22 protein-coding genes are annotated in these 20,973 nt (G+C 42.7%); 13 read left to right on the forward strand and 9 right to left on the reverse strand.

All coding sequences use genetic code 11. The features are described from left to right. Positions 1-97: 97 nt before the first annotated feature. Positions 98-1,081, reverse strand: a complete 984-nt coding sequence (gene trhO, locus ACVBIL_RS03220; protein ID WP_447165550.1) for an oxygen-dependent tRNA uridine(34) hydroxylase TrhO — start codon at positions 1,079-1,081, stop codon at positions 98-100. A 517-nt stretch (positions 1,082-1,598) separates the two neighbouring features. Between trhO and ACVBIL_RS03225 the strand changes: the two genes are divergently transcribed. Then, positions 1,599-2,258 (forward strand): glutathione S-transferase, encoded by a 660-nt coding sequence (locus ACVBIL_RS03225; RefSeq protein ID WP_447165551.1) that lies wholly within the window; start codon positions 1,599-1,601, stop codon positions 2,256-2,258. Positions 2,259-2,477: 219 nt separating this feature from the next. Here ACVBIL_RS03225 and ACVBIL_RS03230 read toward each other — a convergent pair whose 3' ends face one another. The 3 genes from ACVBIL_RS03230 to ACVBIL_RS03240 all read right to left on the reverse strand — a co-directional run bounded on the left by ACVBIL_RS03230 (position 2,478) and on the right by ACVBIL_RS03240 (position 4,506). Then, a complete protein-coding gene (locus ACVBIL_RS03230) occupies positions 2,478-2,639 on the reverse strand; it encodes a hypothetical protein (protein ID WP_447165552.1) in 162 nt (53 codons plus the stop codon). A 608-nt stretch (positions 2,640-3,247) separates the two neighbouring features. Continuing rightward, positions 3,248-3,526 (reverse strand): DUF4242 domain-containing protein, encoded by a 279-nt coding sequence (locus ACVBIL_RS03235; protein ID WP_447165553.1) that lies wholly within the window; start codon positions 3,524-3,526, stop codon positions 3,248-3,250. 503 nt (positions 3,527-4,029) lie between these two features. After that, positions 4,030-4,506, reverse strand: coding sequence for a glycine zipper 2TM domain-containing protein (locus tag ACVBIL_RS03240; RefSeq protein ID WP_447165554.1), 477 nt, complete (start codon positions 4,504-4,506; stop codon positions 4,030-4,032). Positions 4,507-4,560: 54 nt separating this feature from the next. On the opposite strand from ACVBIL_RS03240, the gene aat reads away from it, so the two are divergent. From aat to infA, 3 genes are all read left to right on the forward strand, one after another. Further along, positions 4,561-5,271 (forward strand): leucyl/phenylalanyl-tRNA--protein transferase, encoded by a 711-nt coding sequence (gene aat / locus ACVBIL_RS03245; protein WP_447165555.1) that lies wholly within the window; start codon positions 4,561-4,563, stop codon positions 5,269-5,271. After that, the gene (locus tag ACVBIL_RS03250) at positions 5,261-5,980 is read left to right on the forward strand and encodes an arginyltransferase (protein ID WP_447165556.1); all 720 of its coding nucleotides are present in this window, start codon (positions 5,261-5,263) and stop codon (positions 5,978-5,980) included. Before aat ends, ACVBIL_RS03250 begins: the two co-directional genes overlap by 11 nt. 118 nt (positions 5,981-6,098) lie before the next feature. Further along, the gene (infA, locus tag ACVBIL_RS03255) at positions 6,099-6,317 is read left to right on the forward strand and encodes a translation initiation factor IF-1 (RefSeq protein WP_026959988.1); all 219 of its coding nucleotides are present in this window, start codon (positions 6,099-6,101) and stop codon (positions 6,315-6,317) included. 180 nt (positions 6,318-6,497) lie between these two features. On the opposite strand, the gene clpA is transcribed toward infA, so the two are convergent. Continuing rightward, positions 6,498-8,756, reverse strand: a complete 2,259-nt coding sequence (gene clpA, locus ACVBIL_RS03260) for an ATP-dependent Clp protease ATP-binding subunit ClpA (protein ID WP_447165557.1) — start codon at positions 8,754-8,756, stop codon at positions 6,498-6,500. 36 nt (positions 8,757-8,792) lie between these two features. Next, positions 8,793-9,101, reverse strand: coding sequence for an ATP-dependent Clp protease adapter ClpS (clpS, locus tag ACVBIL_RS03265; RefSeq protein WP_447165558.1), 309 nt, complete (start codon positions 9,099-9,101; stop codon positions 8,793-8,795). Between the two features lie 239 nt (positions 9,102-9,340). Between clpS and cspD the strand changes: the two genes are divergently transcribed. After that, positions 9,341-9,547, forward strand: a complete 207-nt coding sequence (gene cspD, locus ACVBIL_RS03270; RefSeq protein WP_447165559.1) for a cold shock domain-containing protein CspD — start codon at positions 9,341-9,343, stop codon at positions 9,545-9,547. Between the two features lie 188 nt (positions 9,548-9,735). On the opposite strand, the gene ACVBIL_RS03275 is transcribed toward cspD, so the two are convergent. After that, positions 9,736-11,958 (reverse strand): NADP-dependent isocitrate dehydrogenase, encoded by a 2,223-nt coding sequence (locus ACVBIL_RS03275; protein ID WP_447165560.1) that lies wholly within the window; start codon positions 11,956-11,958, stop codon positions 9,736-9,738. A 303-nt stretch (positions 11,959-12,261) separates the two neighbouring features. On the opposite strand from ACVBIL_RS03275, the gene ACVBIL_RS03280 reads away from it, so the two are divergent. The 6 genes from ACVBIL_RS03280 (at position 12,262) to ACVBIL_RS03305 (ending at position 18,119) form a co-directional block, all read left to right on the forward strand. After that, positions 12,262-12,963, forward strand: a complete 702-nt coding sequence (locus ACVBIL_RS03280) for an rRNA large subunit pseudouridine synthase E (protein WP_447165561.1) — start codon at positions 12,262-12,264, stop codon at positions 12,961-12,963. 9 nt (positions 12,964-12,972) lie between these two features. Further along, positions 12,973-13,425 carry an NUDIX hydrolase gene (locus tag ACVBIL_RS03285; RefSeq protein WP_447165562.1) on the forward strand — a complete coding sequence of 151 codons (453 nt, stop codon included), beginning with the start codon at positions 12,973-12,975 and terminating at the stop codon, positions 13,423-13,425. A gap of 308 nt (positions 13,426-13,733) precedes the next feature. Continuing rightward, positions 13,734-14,849 carry a tRNA 2-thiouridine(34) synthase MnmA gene (gene mnmA / locus ACVBIL_RS03290; protein WP_447165563.1) on the forward strand — a complete coding sequence of 372 codons (1,116 nt, stop codon included), beginning with the start codon at positions 13,734-13,736 and terminating at the stop codon, positions 14,847-14,849. 3 nt (positions 14,850-14,852) lie between these two features. Then, positions 14,853-15,470, forward strand: a complete 618-nt coding sequence (gene hflD, locus ACVBIL_RS03295; RefSeq protein ID WP_447165564.1) for a high frequency lysogenization protein HflD — start codon at positions 14,853-14,855, stop codon at positions 15,468-15,470. A gap of 30 nt (positions 15,471-15,500) precedes the next feature. Then, positions 15,501-16,871 (forward strand): adenylosuccinate lyase, encoded by a 1,371-nt coding sequence (purB, locus tag ACVBIL_RS03300; protein WP_447165565.1) that lies wholly within the window; start codon positions 15,501-15,503, stop codon positions 16,869-16,871. A gap of 117 nt (positions 16,872-16,988) precedes the next feature. Then, positions 16,989-18,119 (forward strand): ribosomal protein uL16 3-hydroxylase, encoded by a 1,131-nt coding sequence (locus tag ACVBIL_RS03305; RefSeq protein WP_447165566.1) that lies wholly within the window; start codon positions 16,989-16,991, stop codon positions 18,117-18,119. A 125-nt stretch (positions 18,120-18,244) separates the two neighbouring features. On the opposite strand, the gene ACVBIL_RS03310 is transcribed toward ACVBIL_RS03305, so the two are convergent. Further along, positions 18,245-18,670: a DUF4826 family protein gene (locus tag ACVBIL_RS03310; RefSeq protein WP_447165567.1), complete on the reverse strand. Its 426-nt coding sequence runs from the start codon at positions 18,668-18,670 to the stop codon at positions 18,245-18,247. Between the two features lie 264 nt (positions 18,671-18,934). Here ACVBIL_RS03310 and ACVBIL_RS03315 point away from each other — a divergent pair, with 264 nt between their 5' ends. After that, the gene (locus tag ACVBIL_RS03315) at positions 18,935-19,966 is read left to right on the forward strand and encodes a Glu/Leu/Phe/Val dehydrogenase dimerization domain-containing protein (protein ID WP_447165568.1); all 1,032 of its coding nucleotides are present in this window, start codon (positions 18,935-18,937) and stop codon (positions 19,964-19,966) included. Positions 19,967-20,140: 174 nt separating this feature from the next. Then, positions 20,141-20,485 carry a hypothetical protein gene (locus ACVBIL_RS03320; protein ID WP_447165569.1) on the forward strand — a complete coding sequence of 115 codons (345 nt, stop codon included), beginning with the start codon at positions 20,141-20,143 and terminating at the stop codon, positions 20,483-20,485. A 66-nt stretch (positions 20,486-20,551) separates the two neighbouring features. Here ACVBIL_RS03320 and ACVBIL_RS03325 read toward each other — a convergent pair whose 3' ends face one another. After that, a complete protein-coding gene (locus ACVBIL_RS03325; protein ID WP_447165570.1) occupies positions 20,552-20,968 on the reverse strand; it encodes a PliI family lysozyme inhibitor of I-type lysozyme in 417 nt (138 codons plus the stop codon). Between the last annotated feature and the right edge of the window lie 5 nt (positions 20,969-20,973).

Consider the following 20,973-nt stretch of genomic DNA (forward strand, 5'->3'; position numbering starts at 1 on the left):
AAGTGAAAGTTAAGAAATAAAAAAGGCAGCCTAAGGCTGCCCGTTAATACATAGATGCTGCTTATAGACTCAAGTCTATTTAGCTTAATGGCACAGCTTATGCGCTCTTTTCATTTTGCGACTTTTTAAGCAGCTCTTTCTTAGCCCTACGAGTTTCAATCACCTGACTTACATCGCTACCAATATGCGCTTCACCACGCTGCTTAGACAGCTGTACTTGGCGCTCTCTTTCAATAAAACGTTGACGCTGTTTTTCACTGGTTTTGTCAATACAGTGAAGACAGCTTACGCCTTGAACAAAACTCTCTAATGTCATTTCTTCAGCTGTAACAGGCATACGGCAAGCATTACATTGATCATATTGCCCTTTTTCTAAGCTATGGTTAACCGCGACGCGGTTATCAAACACAAAACACTCACCTTGCCATAAACTCTCTTCTTGCTTAACTTCTTCTAGGTATTTTAAGACCCCACCTTCAAGATGGTAAACCTCATCAAAACCCAGCTCTTTTAGATAAGCGGTGGATTTTTCACAGCGAATGCCACCAGTGCAAAACATAGCGACTTTCTTATGCTTAACTGGATCTAAGTTTTGTTTAACGTACTCAGGAAACTCTCTAAAAGTTTCAGTTTTAGGATCAACTGCGTTTTTAAAGGTACCGATTTGCACTTCATAATCATTGCGGGTATCAACAAGCAAAACATCAGGGTCGGAGATCAATTGATTCCAATCTTTTGGCTTAACATAGGTGCCGACCACTTTATTAGGGTCAATACCTTCGACTCCCATGGTAACAATCTCTTTCTTAAGTTTTACTTTAGTGCGGTAAAATGGCATCTCATCATCGAACGAAAGTTTATAAACAATATTATCTAGACCCGGCTGCGTCGCTAACCAAGTAAGCAGATTATCAATCGCCGCTTGTGAGCCTGCAACCGTACCATTTATACCTTCTTGCGCTAGCAGTAACGTGCCTTTAATCTCTGACTCTTCCATCACCTGTAGTAGCTGGCTTTGCAGCTGCTTAAATTTTGGCAAACTTACAAACTTATACATAGCGCAAACAACGACTTTTGACATATCCATCCCTTTAACGGCGACCTGAAGCTTAATCTTCAGTGCTTTTACCCTCACAGCCCGAACGTGAGCTGCAACACAATTTTAGCCGCAAATTCTACATGAGTCACATTGAAACAAACAGGCACAAAAAGTAGGGTTACTCTCTGGCGTTAACTTTGGCGTTAATCTGATGCTAACTTTAGTATTAATTTGGCGTTAACTTTGGCGTTAATCTGGCGCTAACTTTGGCGTTAATCTGATGCTAACTTTGGCATTAACTTTGGCGTTAATCTGATGCTAACTTTAGTATTAATCTGGCGTTAACTTTGGCGTTAACTTTGGCGTTAATCTGGCGTTAATCTGGCGTTAACTTTGGTATTACTCTTATGCTAACTTTGGCATTAATCTGGCGCTAACTTTAGTATTAATTTGGCGTTAACTTTGGCGTGAGGTTGACACTAGTTTGGTGTTAATAGTTGTGATTTGCATGCTAGCAGTTAAAAATAGTGGCATAACACCTCTAATAAACGATTATTATATGTCTCAAACCACCCTTTATTCCTTCAGACGTTGCCCCTACGCAATGCGCGCCAGACTAGGTATTTTACTATCCAGACAAACCGTTAACCTTAGAGAGATTGTGTTAAAGCATAAACCTGAGTCGATGTTAGCCGCCTCACCAAAAGGTACGGTTCCAGTGCTTATCTTGCACGACGGCACTGTGATAGAGGAAAGCATTGAGATCATGTACTGGGCATTAACCATCAGTGATCCTCAAGACCTATTATGTAAAGACATGCCACAATTAGAAGAAAGTGCCCAAGCGCTTATCCATAGCAATGACCACAGTTTTAAACCTTGGCTAGACAAATACAAATATGCTGATAGATTTCCTGAACACAGTGAGCTGTATTATCGACAGCAAGGCGAATACTTTATTGCACAGCTTGAAGACTTACTCACAAAACACACTCAGCTGTTAAGCGATAAATCGTCGATTGCTGACTACGCAATCTTCCCGTTTATTCGCCAATTCGCCTCAGTAGATAAAGTCTGGTTCGATAATAGCGGCTATCTCAATGTTCAGCTGTGGCTAAAACAGCATATCGAAAGTGATGATTTCAAAGCCATCATGCAAAAATACCCAACTTGGCTTGAAAGTGGCGACAGCTTCGTATTTGGCCAGATGAATGAGTGATAGGAGTAAGTAACTAGCAGTGAATTAGTGTTGCGTTCCCTCATAAAAATCAACACCTTTGATGAAGGTTACACCGCTAAAATTTCTTGTTGAGATAAAGTCGACAATGCTTTTATGAAAAAACAGATAACTCTTAGCACTATCTGCAAGCTTAAATATCAAGCGGTTCTCTTGTTCTATGTTATCTAATACTGTCTCGCTCAGGGAGTATTGCTTAACCTATAGAAGGTCATCGTCATCCTCGCCGCTTGCTAAATCAAATGCTTCGATGTTTGATTTAGCTCGGTCGAGGCAATCTAAGTCTTGATAAAAACCCAAATACCAAAAAATATTATGTCGATTATTGCAATCATCGATATATGCAGCAGGATAAATCTGCATGCCAATAATATCCAAGTTACTCAATTTGTTTTTAAGCTCTGCGTTTATCAATAACCCTGAGCTATCAATCAACAGATCGGTCAGCGGCCAACGATTTTGGTCTTGCTCGCTAAAGCCATTAGAGAAACATAATGGCGCCTCACCAGTGACTAACTTTCTATAATGGTACTTCCGTTGCGCCGTATCGCTATCTGGCTTGATATAAAGGTTTTCCTCTCCACTTGGACGAAAAGCAATATATACCCAAACGACTTGAATATGCTCATTTCAGAGGCCTTGCGCGAGTTCAATTCTAGGCGTATTAGCGTAGGAATGGTAACTCCCTTTTAAGCTAGTGCAACAACGAAGTGGGCTTGTATGTTGCCATCAAGATGTTATCTTCGATAGGGAAGCGAACATTTACTGAGCTAAAAAAGAATAGTGTCCTATATCATCAAGCAATAGCTAACTGTTACTTTTTCGATTTAAAATAGCGGGAACGCACTTACCCAAAATAAAATTTTCCACCGTAAATACAAAAGTGGATTCAAGCCACAAATAGCGCGCGTTTTGAATCCCTCTTAAATGCTTCGCTATACAGCGAAGCCTGATACGCTCGATAATATAATTTAAGCGACTTCTGCCGATGTAGGATCAATAATTGATTTAACTTCATTAACTTGGCTTACCGGAAACTCGCCCATTTCAGCATGTTTTCGAATAAGTTTTTCATCATCAGCAATAAAAACACAATAAATCTTGTTGGGAGTAACAAAGGTCTCTAACCACTGAATTTTGGGTCCGAGAGCCTCTAGTACACCACACGATTTTTGAGAGATGCCCTGTAGCTCCTCGGCAGTAAGGTCGCCAGCACCTTCGACCTCTCTTTCTATGATATATTTAGGCATAAATACCTCCTTTAGGTTCACATAAAGTCTAGTCCAAAAGGGCAAACCACATCTGAGAATATACTAACACTCCTATAGACTTTCCTTGTCAACTGGCAGCCGAGTATGAAGTACACTTTAGGACGGCCAAATTTGAAGTCATAGTGGTGATTGAGCAACTAGTTATGCATTGCTCGCTAGGTTATTGTTAGCACTTTCATCATGTACCGCATACGCACCTTGCCGATGGCTATAGGGGAAAGTGTGCATAGATTTTTGAAAAAATGATAAACAGCCAACTAAATCAAGCTGGCGCCTTAATTTACGCCATCGCCATTTTGAAGCTGAGTGTTTATTAACTAGGACGTTAAAGCAGAACTTTTAAACGAAGGTTTTTATTCACTGAGCTGTTTAAACTCAATATGTCGCTTAGCCAACCCCAAACAAACGAGCCGCATAAATGCCGCTTGTCTATTCATATCGATACTGTCTATCTACACCGGCATAATCTTAAACAGGTCAATCTACATCTGCTGATCGACCCGAACATAGCCTTGTAAATAAACCACTCTGACATCATCGTTTACATTGAATATCATTCCTGGATCTAAGTCTTGGATCACCATGACCTGCTCACCCGTGTCTAAAGTAATCATCATCTCTACCAATCGAAGCTCTTCGTAGTAAGAGTTGTCTCCGTAACGATTACCGACCCTAGCGCCCAATAATGCGCCCAGAACCGTGGCTACATCTTGACCCGACCCGCCACCAAACTGGTGACCTATCACTCCACCAATCAGTGCACCGCCAAATGTCTTCCAACCGGTATTTTTGTCCTCAACCAGCTGTTTTTGGGTTATATTGCGTACAGAAGCGACCTGACCGAATTCGACTTTTTCGACTGGAATTGCCTGATTGCGATCATAAGGTGCAGCATTCGCTGTTTGCATGCCAAAAAATAAACAGATAACCGTGAAAAGAATAAGATTAGGTTTCAACATAAGACTTTTTCCGCTAACTTTAAGGATAAGTATATTTATTAATCTTACTCAATTGTGAACTCACTGTCCTATTTAAATCATGAACAACAAGGTTTTCCACCGCCCGAGCAAGCATTAAGCGATCCTAATGGCTTATTAGCGGTTGGGGGTGACTTGCACCCTGAACGTTTATTAAACGCTTACTATAACGGGATTTTCCCTTGGTTTAACTTGGATGATCCGATTCTTTGGTGGTCTCCCGATCCTCGCGCGGTATTTGTGCCTGGTCACATGAAGATTAGCCGGAGCTTAGTTAAGTTTCTTAAGAAGCAAGATTGGACTTTCACCATTAATCACGATTTCAAGGCCGTTACAGAGGGCTGTGCAGAGCCCAGAGCAGGACAAGATGGCACTTGGATTTCACCTGAGATCCAGCAAGCCTATCTCGCGCTCCATCACCAAGAACACGCCCACTCTATTGAAGTTTGGCACGAGAAAAAACTCATCGGGGGTCTATATGGCCTCGCGATTGGCCAAGTATTTTGCGGCGAATCAATGTTTCATCGCACAACGAATGCCTCTAAAGCTGCTATGATCGTATTACAACAGCATTTGCAGCGCTGTGGTTTTAAGCTAATTGACGCCCAAGTAGTCAACCCACATTTAGACAGCCTTGGCGCTAAATCAATTAAGCGTGATGATTTTCTCAGACTACTTACCCATCTAAGAGATGGTACAGTGAGTATTGATAGCTGGTGCAAATCCGAGGTATCCATTGAATTCTAAAACTCGAGCAGTCAATGTCGGCAGAACAAAAACCTTTGCTTGTAGTTATCTAGACGATCAACAAGAGCAATTGATGGTTTTGCAAGAAGATGCAATTGACATTGGCTTATTTGAGCAATTGCTAGCCCTAGGCTTTCGTCGCAGCGGCAGTATGGTCTATAAACCTCAATGTCCACAATGCAGTGCATGCTTACCCATTAGATTGCCAATTGATGAGTTTACAACCTCTAAAAGACAAAAGAGAACATTAAAAAATAACCAAGATTTAAGCTGGAAGATAGTTAACCATAAAACTGAGCAGCAGTATCAATTGTACGAACGCTACGTTAATACTCGCCATCACGACGGTCCAATGTTTCCAGCGACCCCTGAGCAATACGATAGTTTTGCCACTGCGACTTGGATGCAACCGTTATTTATCGAGCTAAGGCAAGGCGATGAATTAATCGGCGTAGCCGTGACCGACGTACTGCCACACAGTTTGTCTGCCATATATAGCTACTTTGCTCCCGAACATCATAAACGTTCATTAGGAAGCCTGCTTATTTTGCTGCAGACTGAAATTGCAAAAATGATGAAAAAGCAGTTTTTATATCTAGGCTATCAAATTGATGAATCGAGAAAAATGAACTACAAACGCGATTACAGACCACACCAGATCTTGACTCATTCAGGATGGGTCACCGAGATCACAATCAAAAACCAGTGAATTAAACCATAACGAAGCTACAGATAGCGTATATACTCAAGCTTTGCTTTACAGTTGGGGTAATTTGCGGCATGATGTGCCCGTTTTATTATTTGAAGGCTAACAGGATAACTGATTCATGGCGAAAGAAGACAACATTGAAATGCAAGGCACAATCCTTGAAACCTTGCCAAATACAATGTTTCGTGTAGAACTTGAAAATGGTCATGTCGTAACGGCACACATTTCAGGAAAAATGCGTAAAAACTACATCCGTATTCTTACGGGTGACAAGGTAACGGTTCAGTTAACACCTTACGATTTGAGCAAAGGACGCATCGTCTTCCGTGCACGCTAAGTTATTAGCCTATGTAACGTAAATTATAAAAAAGCCGGCTCGCGCCGGCTTTTTGTTATCTGTAATTTAATCTGAACTATATATTTTCATATAGAGAATATTGAGCCAGTTAACGATTAATCTCAATCGTTACAGGCTCATTTGTACAACGCATTTTTCAATGCGTTGGCTCAGAGCAGATTAATGTGTCACTTTCTCTAGCGATTCCGTGGTAATAACAATCTCATCACCTTTGGCATCCACACGAGCCACACCGCCCTTCTCAAGTTCACCAAACAAAATCTCATCGGCTAGCGGTCGTTTGATTAGCTCTGTGACGACACGAGCCATTGGACGTGCGCCCATAGACTTGTCATAGCCTTTCTCAGCCAGTAAGGTTCTCGCTTCATCGCTAACCTCTAACGTCACGGACTTGTCATCAAGCTGCGCCTGCAGTTCAACTAAGAACTTATCAACCACTTTCGCAATCACCGTCATATCTAGGTGATTAAACCAAATAATCGAATCTAAGCGGTTACGGAACTCAGGGGAAAACACCTTATTGATTTCCGATAACGCGTCTTGAGTATGATCTTGCTGCTTAAAGCCAATCGATTTACGAATGGTTTCTTGCACGCCGGCATTGGTGGTCATCACTAAGGTCACGTGCCTAAAGTCAGCTTTGCGACCATTATTGTCGGTCAGCGTGCCGTGATCCATGACCTGCAGTAGCAAGTTGTACACATCAGGATGAGCTTTTTCAATTTCATCGAGAAGCACTACGCAGTGTGGATTTTTAATCACTGCATCCGTTAATAAACCACCTTGCTCATAACCAACATAACCGGGTGGCGCACCAATTAGACGCGAAACCGTATGACTTTCCATGTACTCAGACATATCGAAACGCACTAAGTTAAGGCTTAGGCATTTAGCCAACTGACTTGTCACCTCCGTTTTACCCACACCCGTTGGACCTGCAAATAGGAAACTACCTACTGGCTTGTTTTCACCACTGAGTCCACTTCTAGACAAGCGAATCGCTGAACTAAGCCCCTCAATAGCAGGGTCTTGACCAAACACCACCATCTTAAGGTTACGCTCAAGGTTTTTAAGTAAGTCCTTGTCAGAGCTCGATACCGACTTCTCAGGGATACGTGCCATTTTAGCAATGATAGACTCAATCTCAGCCTGGCCAATCGTCTTCTTACGTTTGTTTGCTGGCTGCATCGCCATACGCGCGCCCGCTTCGTCAATCACGTCAATGGCCTTATCGGGTAGATGCCTGTCATTGATATGTTTATCTGACAGTTTTGCCGCCACACTCAACGCCGCCATGGTATAACGCACATTATGGTGTTCTTCATACTTTGACTTAAGACCTTGTAAGATCTTAGTGGTCTCAGCCACTGAAGGCTCGTTAATATCCACTTTTTGGAAACGTCGTGCTAAGGCGCGATCTTTCTCAAAAATGCTTTGATATTCTTGGAATGTCGTCGAGCCCATGCAACGTAACTTGCCGCCAGATAACAACGGCTTTAGCAAATTAGAGGCATCCATGACGCCACCAGAAGCTGAGCCAGCACCAATGATGGTATGGATCTCATCGATAAACAATATCGCATGTTCGTCATTAGCCAGCTCTTTTAGCAAACCTTTAAAGCGTTTCTCAAAGTCACCGCGGTATTTTGTACCCGCAAGCAGCGCACCTAAGTCCAGCGAATAGACAGTGGCTTGGCTCATCACTTCAGGTACTTCTTGCTTGACGATACGATAGGCGAGGCCTTCAGCGATTGCCGTTTTACCGACACCGGCTTCACCGACAAGCAATGGATTATTCTTTCGGCGACGGCAAAGAATTTGAATCGAACGCTCAATCTCTTCTGTACGGCCAATCAGTGGGTCAATACTGCCGTTTTTAGCGAGCTCATTCAGATTGGCAGTAAACTGCGACAAAATACTGCGGTCTTCTTCCGCTTCTGCCGGTTCTTCAACTCCATTAGGCTCTGAATCTGCATCGATATCATTTTTTGAAAAGCCATGAGAAATAAAATTAACGACATCTAAACGCGTCACATCGCCTGTACGGAGTAAATAAACCGCTTGCGACTCTTGCTCACTAAAAATGGCAACTAAAACGTTGGCCCCCGTGACCTCATTACGCCCAGATGACTGCACATGAAATACCGCTCTTTGCAACACGCGTTGAAAACCAAGCGTAGGCTGAGTTTCTTTTTCATCTTCGGGATCGGAAATAATTGGCGTGGTTTGTTGAATGAAACTGGAAACTTCATCCCTGAGTTTTTCTATATTTGCTCCGCAAGCAACTAGCGCCTCTTGTGCGGCAGGGTTATCGATTAATGCCAACAATAGATGCTCTACTGTCATGTACTCATGACGCGCATCTCTGGCTTGTTGAAAAGCCAGGTTTAAGGTGACTTCAAGATCTTTATTTAACATAAGCACCCCCAAAAATTAACAACAGAGTGAAGCCAATTAGGCTTCCTCTAAAGAACACAGTAACGGATGTTGGTTTTGTCTTGCAAATTGATTTACTTGCGCAACCTTAGTTTCTGCTATCCCAAAAGGGTAAATACCGCAAATACCTTTGCCTTTATGATGGATTGCCAACATGATTTCCGTCGCTTGCAGCTCATCTTTCTTAAAAAATAACTGTAAAATCTCAATGACAAAGTCCATCGGAGTATAATCATCATTGTTTAATATGACTTTATACATAGAAGGCTGCTTCAGTTCAGACTCAACACTTTCTTCTACGCGCTCAATGTTTTCTGTTCTACTCATATCCCAATATTAGCCTCTAGTCTTGGCTTGTACCAATTGATTATGTAACTCAGTCTGTTTGTTGAACAAATTCTATCAAATTATACTCAGGTACGACTTGTTAAAAAATGTTGCCTTTATGTTAATTTTACCTTGACAACTACTTATTCAGCTTTCATTCTGTTGTTTAAGCGAGGAGTTTCCCCGCTGATAAGTTTTACTATCTTACTGGGAAGTGGACAACAGAAGGAAGTGGAAGTATGGCAAGCGGAACTGTTAAATGGTTCAACAACGCCAAAGGATTCGGGTTTATATGCCCTGATGCTGGCGGTGAAGATGTTTTTGCGCACTATTCTACCATTGAAATGGAAGGCTATCGAACTCTAAAAGCAGGCCAACCCGTCTGTTTTGAAGTAGAAGCAGGTCCAAAAGGTATGCACGCGTCAGCAATATCGCCAACAAACTAGTACCTATCTAGGTAAGCATCTAGATAAGCAAGTATTCGGATACTTATTTAGCTTGGTATAAGTTGCGATAAAAACAAAAAAGCAGAGTAGTAAGCTACTCTGCTTTTTTATTACCTAAATTTAAGCAAATAAAAAGGCCAACAACGATGTTGGCCTTATTGTTTGAAGATTAATACTTACAAATCGTATTAGCCAACAATGCTATTTAGCGTTGCACTTGGGCGCATTGTAGCTGCAGCTTTAGCCGCGTCTAAGCGGTAATAACCACCTAAATCAACCGATGGGCCTTGAACACCATTGAGCTCTGCAATGATTTTCTGCTCATTGTTCGTTAATGACTCAGCTAATGCACCAAACTCAGCTTGAAGCTGTGTATCTTTAGTTTGCGCGACCAATGCTTGTGCCCAGTACATCGCAAGATAGAAGTGGCTACCACGGTTATCTAGCTCACCAACGCGACGTGAAGGCGACTTGTTGCTATCAAGAAATTGGCCAATGGCCAAGTCAAGGGTATCAGCAAGTACTTGTGCTTTAGCATTGTTGGTGGTTTGGCTCAGGTGCTCTAACGATGCGCCTAGCGCCAAGAACTCACCGAGTGAATCCCAACGTAAGTGACCTTCTTTTTCTACCTGCTGAACATGCTTTGGTGCACTACCACCTGCGCCGGTCTCGAATAAACCTCCGCCATTCATTAGCGGCACAATTGACAACATTTTAGCACTGGTGCCAAGCTCAAGAATTGGGAACAGATCAGTTAGATAATCACGTAAAACGTTACCGGTTACTGAAATGGTATCTTTACCTGCTTTAACACGATCGAGCGTGAAGCGAGTCGCAGCAACTGGCGACATCACATGTAACTCAAGACCATTTGTATCGTGATCCTTTAAATAGATCTCGACCTTTTTAATGATTTCAGCGTCATGTGCACGCTCAGCGTCTAACCAAAATATTGCCGGTGTACCTGATAAGCGTGCACGGTTAACCGCAAGTTTGACCCAATCGCGGATTGGTGCATCTTTAACCTGACACATTCTGAAGATATCACCCGCTTCAACCGAGTGTGACATCAATACATTGCCATTTTGGTCAACAATATTAATGGTTCCAGCCGCATCAACTTCAAATGTTTTATCGTGGCTACCATACTCTTCCGCTTTTTGTGCCATCAAACCAACGTTTGGTACGCTGCCCATGGTGCTTGGGTCGAATGCACCATTGTTGATACAAAAATCGATAGTTTCTTGATAAACACCTGCATAGCAACGATCAGGGATCATCGCCTTCATGTCTTTTAGCTGGCCATCAGGGCCCCACATTTGCCCAGAAGTACGAATAGCAGCAGGCATTGATGCATCAATAATCACGTCACTTGGTACATGTAGATTCGTAATGCCTTTATCTGAATCAACCATAGCAAGCTCTGCGCGTTCATTATAAACCGCCGCTAAATCGGCTTCGACAGCCTCTTTTTGATCGCTTGGCAATGCTGCTATTTTAGCGTAAACATCACCCAAGCCATTGTTAACATCAACACCTAGCTGTTCAAACAGTTCACCGTGCTTAGCAAAAACATCTTTATAGTAAACTTTTACAGCATGACCAAAAAGAATCGGATCAGACACTTTCATCATGGTGGCTTTCAAGTGCAAGGACAATAAAACATCCTGCTCTTTGGCCAGATTGGTTTCACGCTCGTAAAACTCAAGTAATGCTTTTTTACTCATCACGGCAGAGTCAATGACCTCACCGGCTTGCAGGGTAATATCACCACGTAGCACTTGCTCAGAGCCATCAGCTTTTTTGAAAACAATCGCAACGCTACCGGCATCAGTAACGGTGACAGACTTTTCGCTACCGTAAAAATCACCTTCATTCATATGCGCAACGTGCGACTTAGAATCAGCTAACCATTTACCCATTGAGTGTGGGTTTTTCTGAGCAAACTTCTTCACTGAACCTGGCGCACGACGATCTGAGTTACCTTCACGCAGCACAGGGTTTACGGCGCTACCTTTTATCTTGTCGTAACGAGATTGGATCTCTTTTTCAGCTTCATTTTGTGGCTCATCTGGATAGTTTGGTATGTCATAGCCTTTATTTTGTAACTCTAAAATACAAGCTTTAAGCTGTGGAACTGACGCACTAATGTTAGGCAATTTGATTATGTTAGCTTCTGGTTTTTTTGCTAACTCGCCTAACTCCGCTAATGCATCGCTAATGCGCTGCTCTGCCGACAACTTTTCAGGGAAGCTTGCAATCACACGGCCTGATAGCGAAATATCACGAGTTTCTACGTCAACGCCTGCTGTTTGAGTGAACTTTTGGATAAGAGGCAATAAAGATAAAGTTGCTAACGCTGGGGCTTCGTCCGTTTCGGTATAGATGATCGTTGATGTTTTATCGTTCATTTTGTGTCCTACATTGATTTAATTTTAAGATTTTTATAATAATTATTGTTTAGCTCTACGATTAAAAAGCAGTTACAGGCTTACCCTATCGCTTTGTATTGTTAGTGTTAATTTATGCGATCTTGTGTGTCATAAGCTAGCGGATTTATTCGCGACACCTCACGCAAATCAAAAAAAACAGTTGCGGATCACACTTTTTAATTGCCGACATCATAAAACATTCCACGCAATTTTCAAATTCCACTAATGGCCAATGCACAGTACAATAGGAAAATAGCCCTTATTTATAAAAAGTATTCCAGCGTGACGCAGCCATTTTCTAAAAAAAACAGTAACAATAAAAACACCCCTCGCACTGGACGCCCAAGCTTTAAGGCACATCAGCAAGTAAACTCGCCTCAGCACACAGCATTTAAACGTAAAATCACAGCAAACACTAAAAGCGTTACCCATCCTGTTATCGTGTTATTTAACAAACCATTTGATGTACTTTGTCAGTTTACTGATGAGCAAGGCCGCCAAACCTTAAAAGATTATATTCCCGTGCCAGGCGTATATGCTGCAGGACGATTAGATCGAGATAGCGAAGGTCTGTTATTACTGACTAATGACGGTAAGTTGCAGTCAAAAATTACCGAACCGAAAAAGAAAACCTTTAAAACCTACTGGGCTCAGGTTGAAGGTGCACCGAGTGAAGATGCGCTTGAGAAATTACGCCAAGGCGTTGAGTTAAAAGACGGCATGACCCTGCCAGCCAAAATAAGCATTATCGATAATCCGCAGATCTGGCCTAGAAACCCGCCTATTCGCGAGCGAGCCAATATTCCGACCACTTGGTTAGAAATTCAGATCTGTGAAGGCCGTAACCGTCAAGTAAGGCGCATGACTGCCCATATCGGGTTTCCAACACTAAGATTAATCCGCTATAAAATAGGTCAATGGAGTCTAGATGACCTTAAAAATGGTGAGTATCGTCAGCTGGATATGAAAAACCAATCAATATGAGCATGAACCATGACCGCACGTTATAAGCCCAATACGACGGTTGCGTGTGTCATACAAGCGCAAGATAAATTCTTGTTAGTTGAGGAGTGGATTGATGGTGAGCTCAAATATAATCAACCCGCCGGCCATATTGAGGCCCATGAATCAATTATTGATGCTTGTGTACGTGAGGTCTTCGAAGAAACAGGGCTTAACATTACAGTGCAAGGGTTAGTCGGTATTTACCAGTTTAGTGCCAGTGAGTCACTGGCGTTTGTTCGCTATACCTTCTACTTAACCCTAGATAAAATTATCGCATCGACTCCGATTGCCCCCGCGATAACTGGCCTTAAATGGTTAAGTTTGGCCGAAATTGAGCCGTTATCAGACCAGATGAGAAGCCCCTTGGTGCTCAAATCCATTAACGATTACTTAGCCGGTAACCACTACCCGTTAAGCCTGTTAAATGATCAATATTTGTAACTAACCTGAACTCGGGTTAAGCAGCGATGCTTAACACCCCGAGTTTAGGTTAACTAAAAGCCCCCAAATCACAGCCATTATAGCCACTCATGCTTATTCTATTTCATCAGCATGAGTGAATATTCAGCGATGATTTATCTAAAGCTAAAAGATAGACCTTCCCTAGATAGCCCAACCTCATAATGCGTGATAGAATATGCACCCGCAGAAAGCCGCGGTTTGAACACGGTAACTCGATTGAAAACCCCATTCGTCGAGATACTGATTCGCAGCAATATTCAGTAATCACAAAGGTTTTTTTAGGATTTATGACGTCAATCGAACCCACTCATCTTGGTAAAAAAGTCATCGTCGGTATGTCCGGTGGTGTAGATTCATCAGTTTCAGCCTACCTGTTAATGAAACAGGGTTACCAGGTTGAAGGCCTGTTCATGAAGAACTGGGAAGAAGATGACACGGATGAATATTGCGCGGCAGCTGACGATCTTAAAGATGCGCAAGCTGTATGTGACAAGCTAGGCATTAAGCTGCACACGGTTAACTTCGCGTCAGAGTACTGGGACAATGTGTTCGAGTATTTCTTGGCCGAGTACAAAGCTGGCCGCACACCAAACCCAGATATCATGTGTAACAAAGAGATTAAGTTTAAAGCTTTTCTCGAGTTTGCAGATGAGATCTTAGATGCCGATTACATCGCGATGGGCCACTATGTGCGCCGCCGTGATATTGATGGCACTAGCCAAATGCTACGTGGTGTTGATGGTAACAAAGACCAAAGCTACTTCTTATACACTTTAGGCTACGAGCAAGTCGCTCGCTCTTTATTCCCAGTGGGTGAGCTAGACAAGAGCGAAGTACGCGAAATAGCCAAAGAAATGGGCTTAATTACCCATGATAAAAAAGACAGTACTGGCATCTGCTTTATCGGTGAACGTAAATTTACTGATTTTCTACAAACATTCTTACCTGCACAGCCTGGCAACATTGAAACCAGCGAAGGTGAAGTCATTGGTACTCATCAAGGCTTGATGTATCACACCCTAGGCCAACGTAAAGGTCTTGGTATTGGTGGTCTTAAAAACAGTAATGAAGACCCTTGGTACGTGGTAGAGAAAGACTTAGTGCGTAACGTATTAATTGTTGGCCAAGGTGGTAACCACCCTCGCCTAATGTCAAACGGTTTAGTGGCGGATCAATTGCATTGGGTCGACCGTAAAGGCCCTGCTGATGGCTCACAAATCACAGTTAAAACCCGTTACCGCCAGCAAGATGTTCCTTGCCGTGTCACTTACGACAGCGACGATGTACTGCGAGTTATTTTTGATGAACCCGTTGCCGCAGTAACCCCAGGCCAATCTGCCGTTTTCTATGATGGTGAAATCTGCCTAGGTGGCGGCATTATTGACGCACTAATAAGAGATTAATCAATGAGTGATCAGCTGTTTGAACGCACTATGGCCTTTGCTGGTATTTTACAAGCCGTGGCACAAGTTCAGTATATTGCAAGGCACGGTGACTCAGATAAAGACGCGCTAGCAGCAAGCCTGCAATCGGTTTTGGTGACAAACCCAGAAAGCACTAGCGATGTTTATGCAGACAAAGTTGCTTTGAGAAAAGGCTACGAGCTTATCGTTAGCCAACTCGGTGATACAAAGCAAAAAGATGTTGAGGTGACTCGCTACTTAGTGGGGATCTTAGCATTAGAGCGAAAATTAACTCGCTCTTCAAATTCCATGGGCATGCTATCTGAACGCATTAACCAAATTCACCGTCAACTCAATCACTTTGAAATAACTGACGAGCAAGTGATTGCTAATTTTGCCAGTATTTACAGTGATATAATTAGTGAACTCGGCCCTAAATTACAGATCTCCGGCAATCCAGAGTTTCTAAAGCGTACCCAAACCCAACACAAAATTCGCGCCCTTTTGCTGTCAGCCATGCGCAGCGCAGTATTATGGCGTCAATTAGGAGGCAAGCGTAGGCACCTTGTCTTTGCAAGAAAAACAATAGTAGATACAGCTATGAAAAGCCTCACCCTATAATTTTAAGCCAAGTTCATCAAGGAGCTTCTAATGGAACTTTCCGCACTAACTGCTATCTCTCCGGTAGACGGTCGTTATGGTAGTAAAACCGCCTCATTAAGAGGGATTTTCAGCGAGTACGGCCTGACCAAATACCGTGTTCAAGTCGAAATTAACTGGCTAAAGCTACTTTCAAGCTGCCCAGAAATTGAAGAAGTTCCACCTTTTAGCGAAGCTGCATTGGCTTTGCTTGACCAAATTAAAGATAACTTTAGCGAAGCGGATGCCCAGCGCGTTAAAGATATTGAAGCAACAACAAACCATGACGTTAAAGCGGTAGAGTATTTCATTAAAGAACGTATCGCCGATAACGCTGAGCTTGTTGCTATCGACGAGTTTGTACACTTTGCTTGTACTTCTGAAGATATTAACAATCTGTCTCACGCATTGATGTTGACTGAAGCGCGCGATCAAGTGCTTGTACCTTATTGCCAGAAAGTTGTTGATGCCGTTAAAGCATTAGCTAAAGAGCATAAAACGGTACCATTGATGTCACGCACACATGGCCAGCCAGCCTCTCCATCTACACTAGGTAAAGAGATGGCGAACGTTGCTGTACGTTTAGAACGTCAGCTAACGCAAGTGTTAAACGTTGAAATCATGGGTAAGATTAACGGCGCTGTAGGTAACTACAACGCTCACATATCTGCTTACCCAGAAGTTGATTGGCACGCACTGTCACAACGCTTTGTGACAAGCCTTGGTATTAACTGGAACCCATACACGACTCAAATTGAGCCGCACGATTACATCGCCGAATTGTTTGATGCGCTAGCGCGTTTCAACACAATCTTGATCGATTTCGATCGTGATATTTGGGGTTACATTGCATTAGGTCACTTTAAGCAGCGTACCATTGCTGGCGAAATTGGTTCTTCCACCATGCCGCATAAAGTTAACCCTATTGATTTTGAAAACTCAGAAGGTAACTTAGGCATCGCCAACGCACTTATGCAGCATTTAGCCGCTAAGCTTCCAGTATCTCGCTGGCAACGTGACTTAACTGACTCTACGGTTTTACGCAACTTAGGTGTTGGTATCGCGCACTCACTAATTGCATATCAATCAACCCTCAAAGGGATCAGCAAGCTAGAAGTTAACGAAGAACAACTTCGCAAAGAGCTTGATGCTAACTGGGAAGTGCTAGCAGAGCCTGTGCAAACGGTTATGCGTCGTTACGGCATCGAAAAGCCATACGAGAAGCTTAAAGAGTTAACTCGCGGTAAGCGCATCGACGGGCAGCAACTTGCTGTATTTATCGATGGTCTTGAGCTTCCAGAAGACGTTAAACTTGAACTTAAGAAAATGACGCCTGCTAATTACATTGGCCGTGCAGAAACTTTTGTTGATGAACTTAACTAAAAGTACGCTTGACACTTTACATAGCTAATCTGCTATTAAAGGTTCAAATAAGGCGTTAAGCTTAGGCTTAACGCCTTTATTTTATCCACTTCCTATCAACCTCAAGCGACCCTAATTATGTTTAGCCTTAACTTTGACGCCGAAGAATTCTTAAACCAATACTGGCAAAAGAAACCACTATTGATTAAAAACGCCTTCCCTAATTTCGAAGATATCATCAGTGCAGATGAGCTCGCAGGTCTTGCGTGTGAAGAAACGGTTGCGTCACGAGTGGTGGTGACCAAAGAGAATGACTGGCAAATTATCGAAGGGCCATTTGAAGATTATGATCAGTTTGGTGAAAACAACTGGCAGTTACTCGTACAAGCATTAAACCATTGGCACCCTGATTCTGCTGACTTTATCAATGCGTTTCGTTTCATCCCAGACTGGCGTTTTGATGATTTGATGGTCTCTTTTGCCACTCCTGGTGGCGGTGTTGGTGCGCATATCGATAACTATGATGTGTTTATTATTCAAGGTGAAGGACAACGTCACTGGACTGTAGGTGAGCGCGGACAGTATGCACCGAAAAACAATGATCCTACCACGCCATTAATCGACGGTTTTGAGCCCATCATCGATGTAGTGTTAGAAAAAGGCGACGTGCTTTATATTCCCCCGGGTTATCCACACCAAGGCCAAACACTCACCATGGCAATGAGCTACTCCATCGGATTCAGAGCACCAAGCCAGCAAGAACTATTTAGCGAAATAGCCGATGCATTAATTGATAATAATACCGGACTTAAGCGCTTTACCTCGACAAATGAGCCTACACTTGCCAGCCAAGTAAGCCAAGCACACCAGCAAGATTTAATGGCATTAGTGAGTGAATTGGCTTCAAGTCCCCAAAGCTATCAAGCCATACTCGGAAAAATGTTAAGTCAAAATCGCTTTGAGCTGGATATATGCGAACCAGAAGATGCGTATACGATAGAAGAGCTTAGCGATTATATTGAACAAGGTGCCCAGCTCTATCGCATCGGCGGATTAAAGTTACTCAAGCTTGAAAATGATAGTGTTTCACGCCTATTTATTAATGGCGAAGCATTTGAATATTCAGAAGAAATTGAACTAGATGTGCAACAACTATCAGAGCACTTTTATTTTAGTAATGAGCAAGCCGCAAAGTTACTACAAACATCAGCTACACAAGCACTGCTATTAAGCTTGCTTAATCGAGGGTATTTTTATTTTGGCGAGTAATATACGCTTCATGAGTCGCCGAGACCCAAACAGAAATGAAAACTAAATTGAAGAAGATGGCTTAGGCCTAAAAAATAGAAAAGGCATCTAAATGATGCCTTTTTTGTGTTCGATAGCGCCGTGTGTTATGCGCTTGGGCCCCAGATGCTGTCATCAGCTTGCATCTTATAAAGACTTTCGGCACGTGAAACTAAAAGCTGAGCAAACTTTGCTTGAGCTGGATCTTTAGTTAAGCCTGAGCGCTGAATATTTTCAGCTTGCATCTGCCACATCATTGAGAAATGGCGAACGGCATCACGTGCTGTAGCCGCTACGTTGATATCAACATAATCAGATGGCAAATCGCCTGACATCACCCAAAATGTTTGTTTGGTTGGCTTTTTAGAATCAATTTTCCAAATCGCAACATAAGGTGCTAAATAGCGGCTTTCTTCTGGATGGACTTTATGTGGCATAACGCCTTTTTCTGCCAGAAACTTGTTCGCCTTTTGGAACTGAGTTCGAATCCATTCTTGTCTAAGTTGTTCTTGGTCTACTGCTTGTTCAGCCATTTAAACTTCCTTTCTTATTGTTATTTTCTATCTCTACCCTTTCTTTGAACAGAAAACATGCACAGCTATTAGGCTTTAATCAAGCTAATACTTTACGTTAACGTAAGGTGGAAAGCAAAATTGCCAGATAGATCACAAATAATCCTAATCTTTACTTTGTTGAGAGTATCCCTAAATGCTATCGTTCTGCAATAAATATAACAAGTAGGCTACCCTGTAATCACACAGCGGCGGTCATTCGATGCTCACAGCGGAGATCAACAAGTGGCAGTTTTTAATCACATCTCTTTCGACGACCATGAACAGGTCGTTTTTTGTCATGATAAAGAAAGCGGCTTAAAAGCCATTATCGCCATCCACAATACGAATCTTGGACCAGCCGTTGGCGGCTGCAGAATGTGGAACTATGAGTCTGATGATGAGGCCATCACTGACGTACTGCGCTTATCGCGCGGCATGACCTATAAGAATGCGATGGCAGGTTTAGCGATGGGTGGGGGTAAATCTGTCATTATCGCCGACCCTAAAGTACAGGATAGAGAAGCCCTATTCAGAGCTTTCGGCCGCTGTATACATACTCTCGGTGGTAAATACTTTTCAGCTGAGGATGTTGGTGTATCAACTGCCGACATTATGATCGCACACCAAGAAACGCCATATATGGCAGGCCTTGAAGGTAAAAGTGGCGACCCATCGCCATTTACAGCGTTAGGCACCTTCTTAGGCATTAAAGCTGCCGTTAAGCACCAGCGTGGGCTTGATAGCCTAAAAGGACTGAAAATTTCTGTTCAAGGTGTTGGCCATGTGGGTTATTACCTTTGCCGCCATCTTCATCAAGAAGGCGCTGAACTAATCGTTACTGATATTCATCAGGCTTCTTTAGATAAAGTTGCCACTGAATTTGGTGCAACGGTTGTGGCGCCACAAGATATTTACCATCAAGATGTCGACGTATACGCCCCATGTGCATTAGGCGCGACAATTAACGACATTACAATCCCTATGCTAAAAGCGACTATTGTGGCCGGTTGTGCCAACAACCAGCTGGCAGAAGTGCGCCATGGTGAAATGTTAAAAGAGCTAGGAATTCTATACGCGCCAGATTACGTCATTAACGCAGGTGGCATCATCAACGTTTCTTTCGAAAAAGATTATGATGCAGCAGCTGCAACAGCAAAAGTAGAAGAAATATATAATACGCTACTGACCATTTTCTCTCTGTCTGATGAGCAAAACCGCACCACGGGTGATGTTGCTGATGAAATGGCAAGAGCAATTATACACGCTGCCAAATAAGCAATTATTGCACTGAAAATACCCAGCCAAGGTGCTGGGTATTTTTTTGTCTATGAAAAGATTAAATGCAACAAATAGATAGGAAAAAAATAAAAGGACTCACTTCCCCTACAGTGGCGAAGAGCGTGATCCTCTGCTTGACTTAAGGCCCCGTAATAACAAAGGCTCTGTGCTATGGCTATTTTTAAATATGCTCTTAATCAAGATAATATTGAGTTGCAAGCCAGTAACTGGTGCGGGTTAGAGCAAATGTACATTAATGGTAAGCGTGTCTCGAGAAAACTCAATTTTGGGCAACAGAGTGAACACTCAATCGTACTCAATGATGGTAAACCTGCCAAATTGTATTTGTTACTCGATCCTATGACTGAGCAGCTCATATGCCGTATTTACAAACAAAATAACTTGGTTGCAAGCTTAAGACAAGAGAAGAAAGAACTATACCGAAGTCGCCAACTTACTCAGCAAGGTATATTAGCGATTGGGCTAATCATTGTATTTCTGCTTACCCTTGGCTAACCCGAACCAATAAACTAAATTCACGTTTGCCCATTTTCAAAGATGCCGTCACTAACCAACTCGCTATTAACAAAGCGAAATATCATCGCCTGCAATGCAAATTAATCGACTATTTTGATAATTTCCGCTTCCAGCTGTCACCGTCGTTATCGACAGTTTTTGTTTGTCGCTACCATTATCGATTAACACCGCCTTTAAAATGGTTCCATCACGCACAAAGCTCACGCTACCAACAAAATCACCCACATAAAGATCACGATAGAGTTTAACCGTTATGCTGCCTATTGAGCGCGGCTCTAATCGCCCTTCCTCGACAACTAAGGTATAACCGCTGGCTAAATTTATCGCTTTAATAAAAGTCCCTGCACACTCGCTTGTTGAGGCTTGTGACTGGGAAGCTGGTTGTGGTTTTGGCTTATTGACGTTGACTGAGCAGGCGCTTAATAGAGATACCGCGCATAGGGAGATAATTAGCGATTTCATATAGA

This window comes from Shewanella sp. 125m-7 (genome assembly GCF_052977045.1).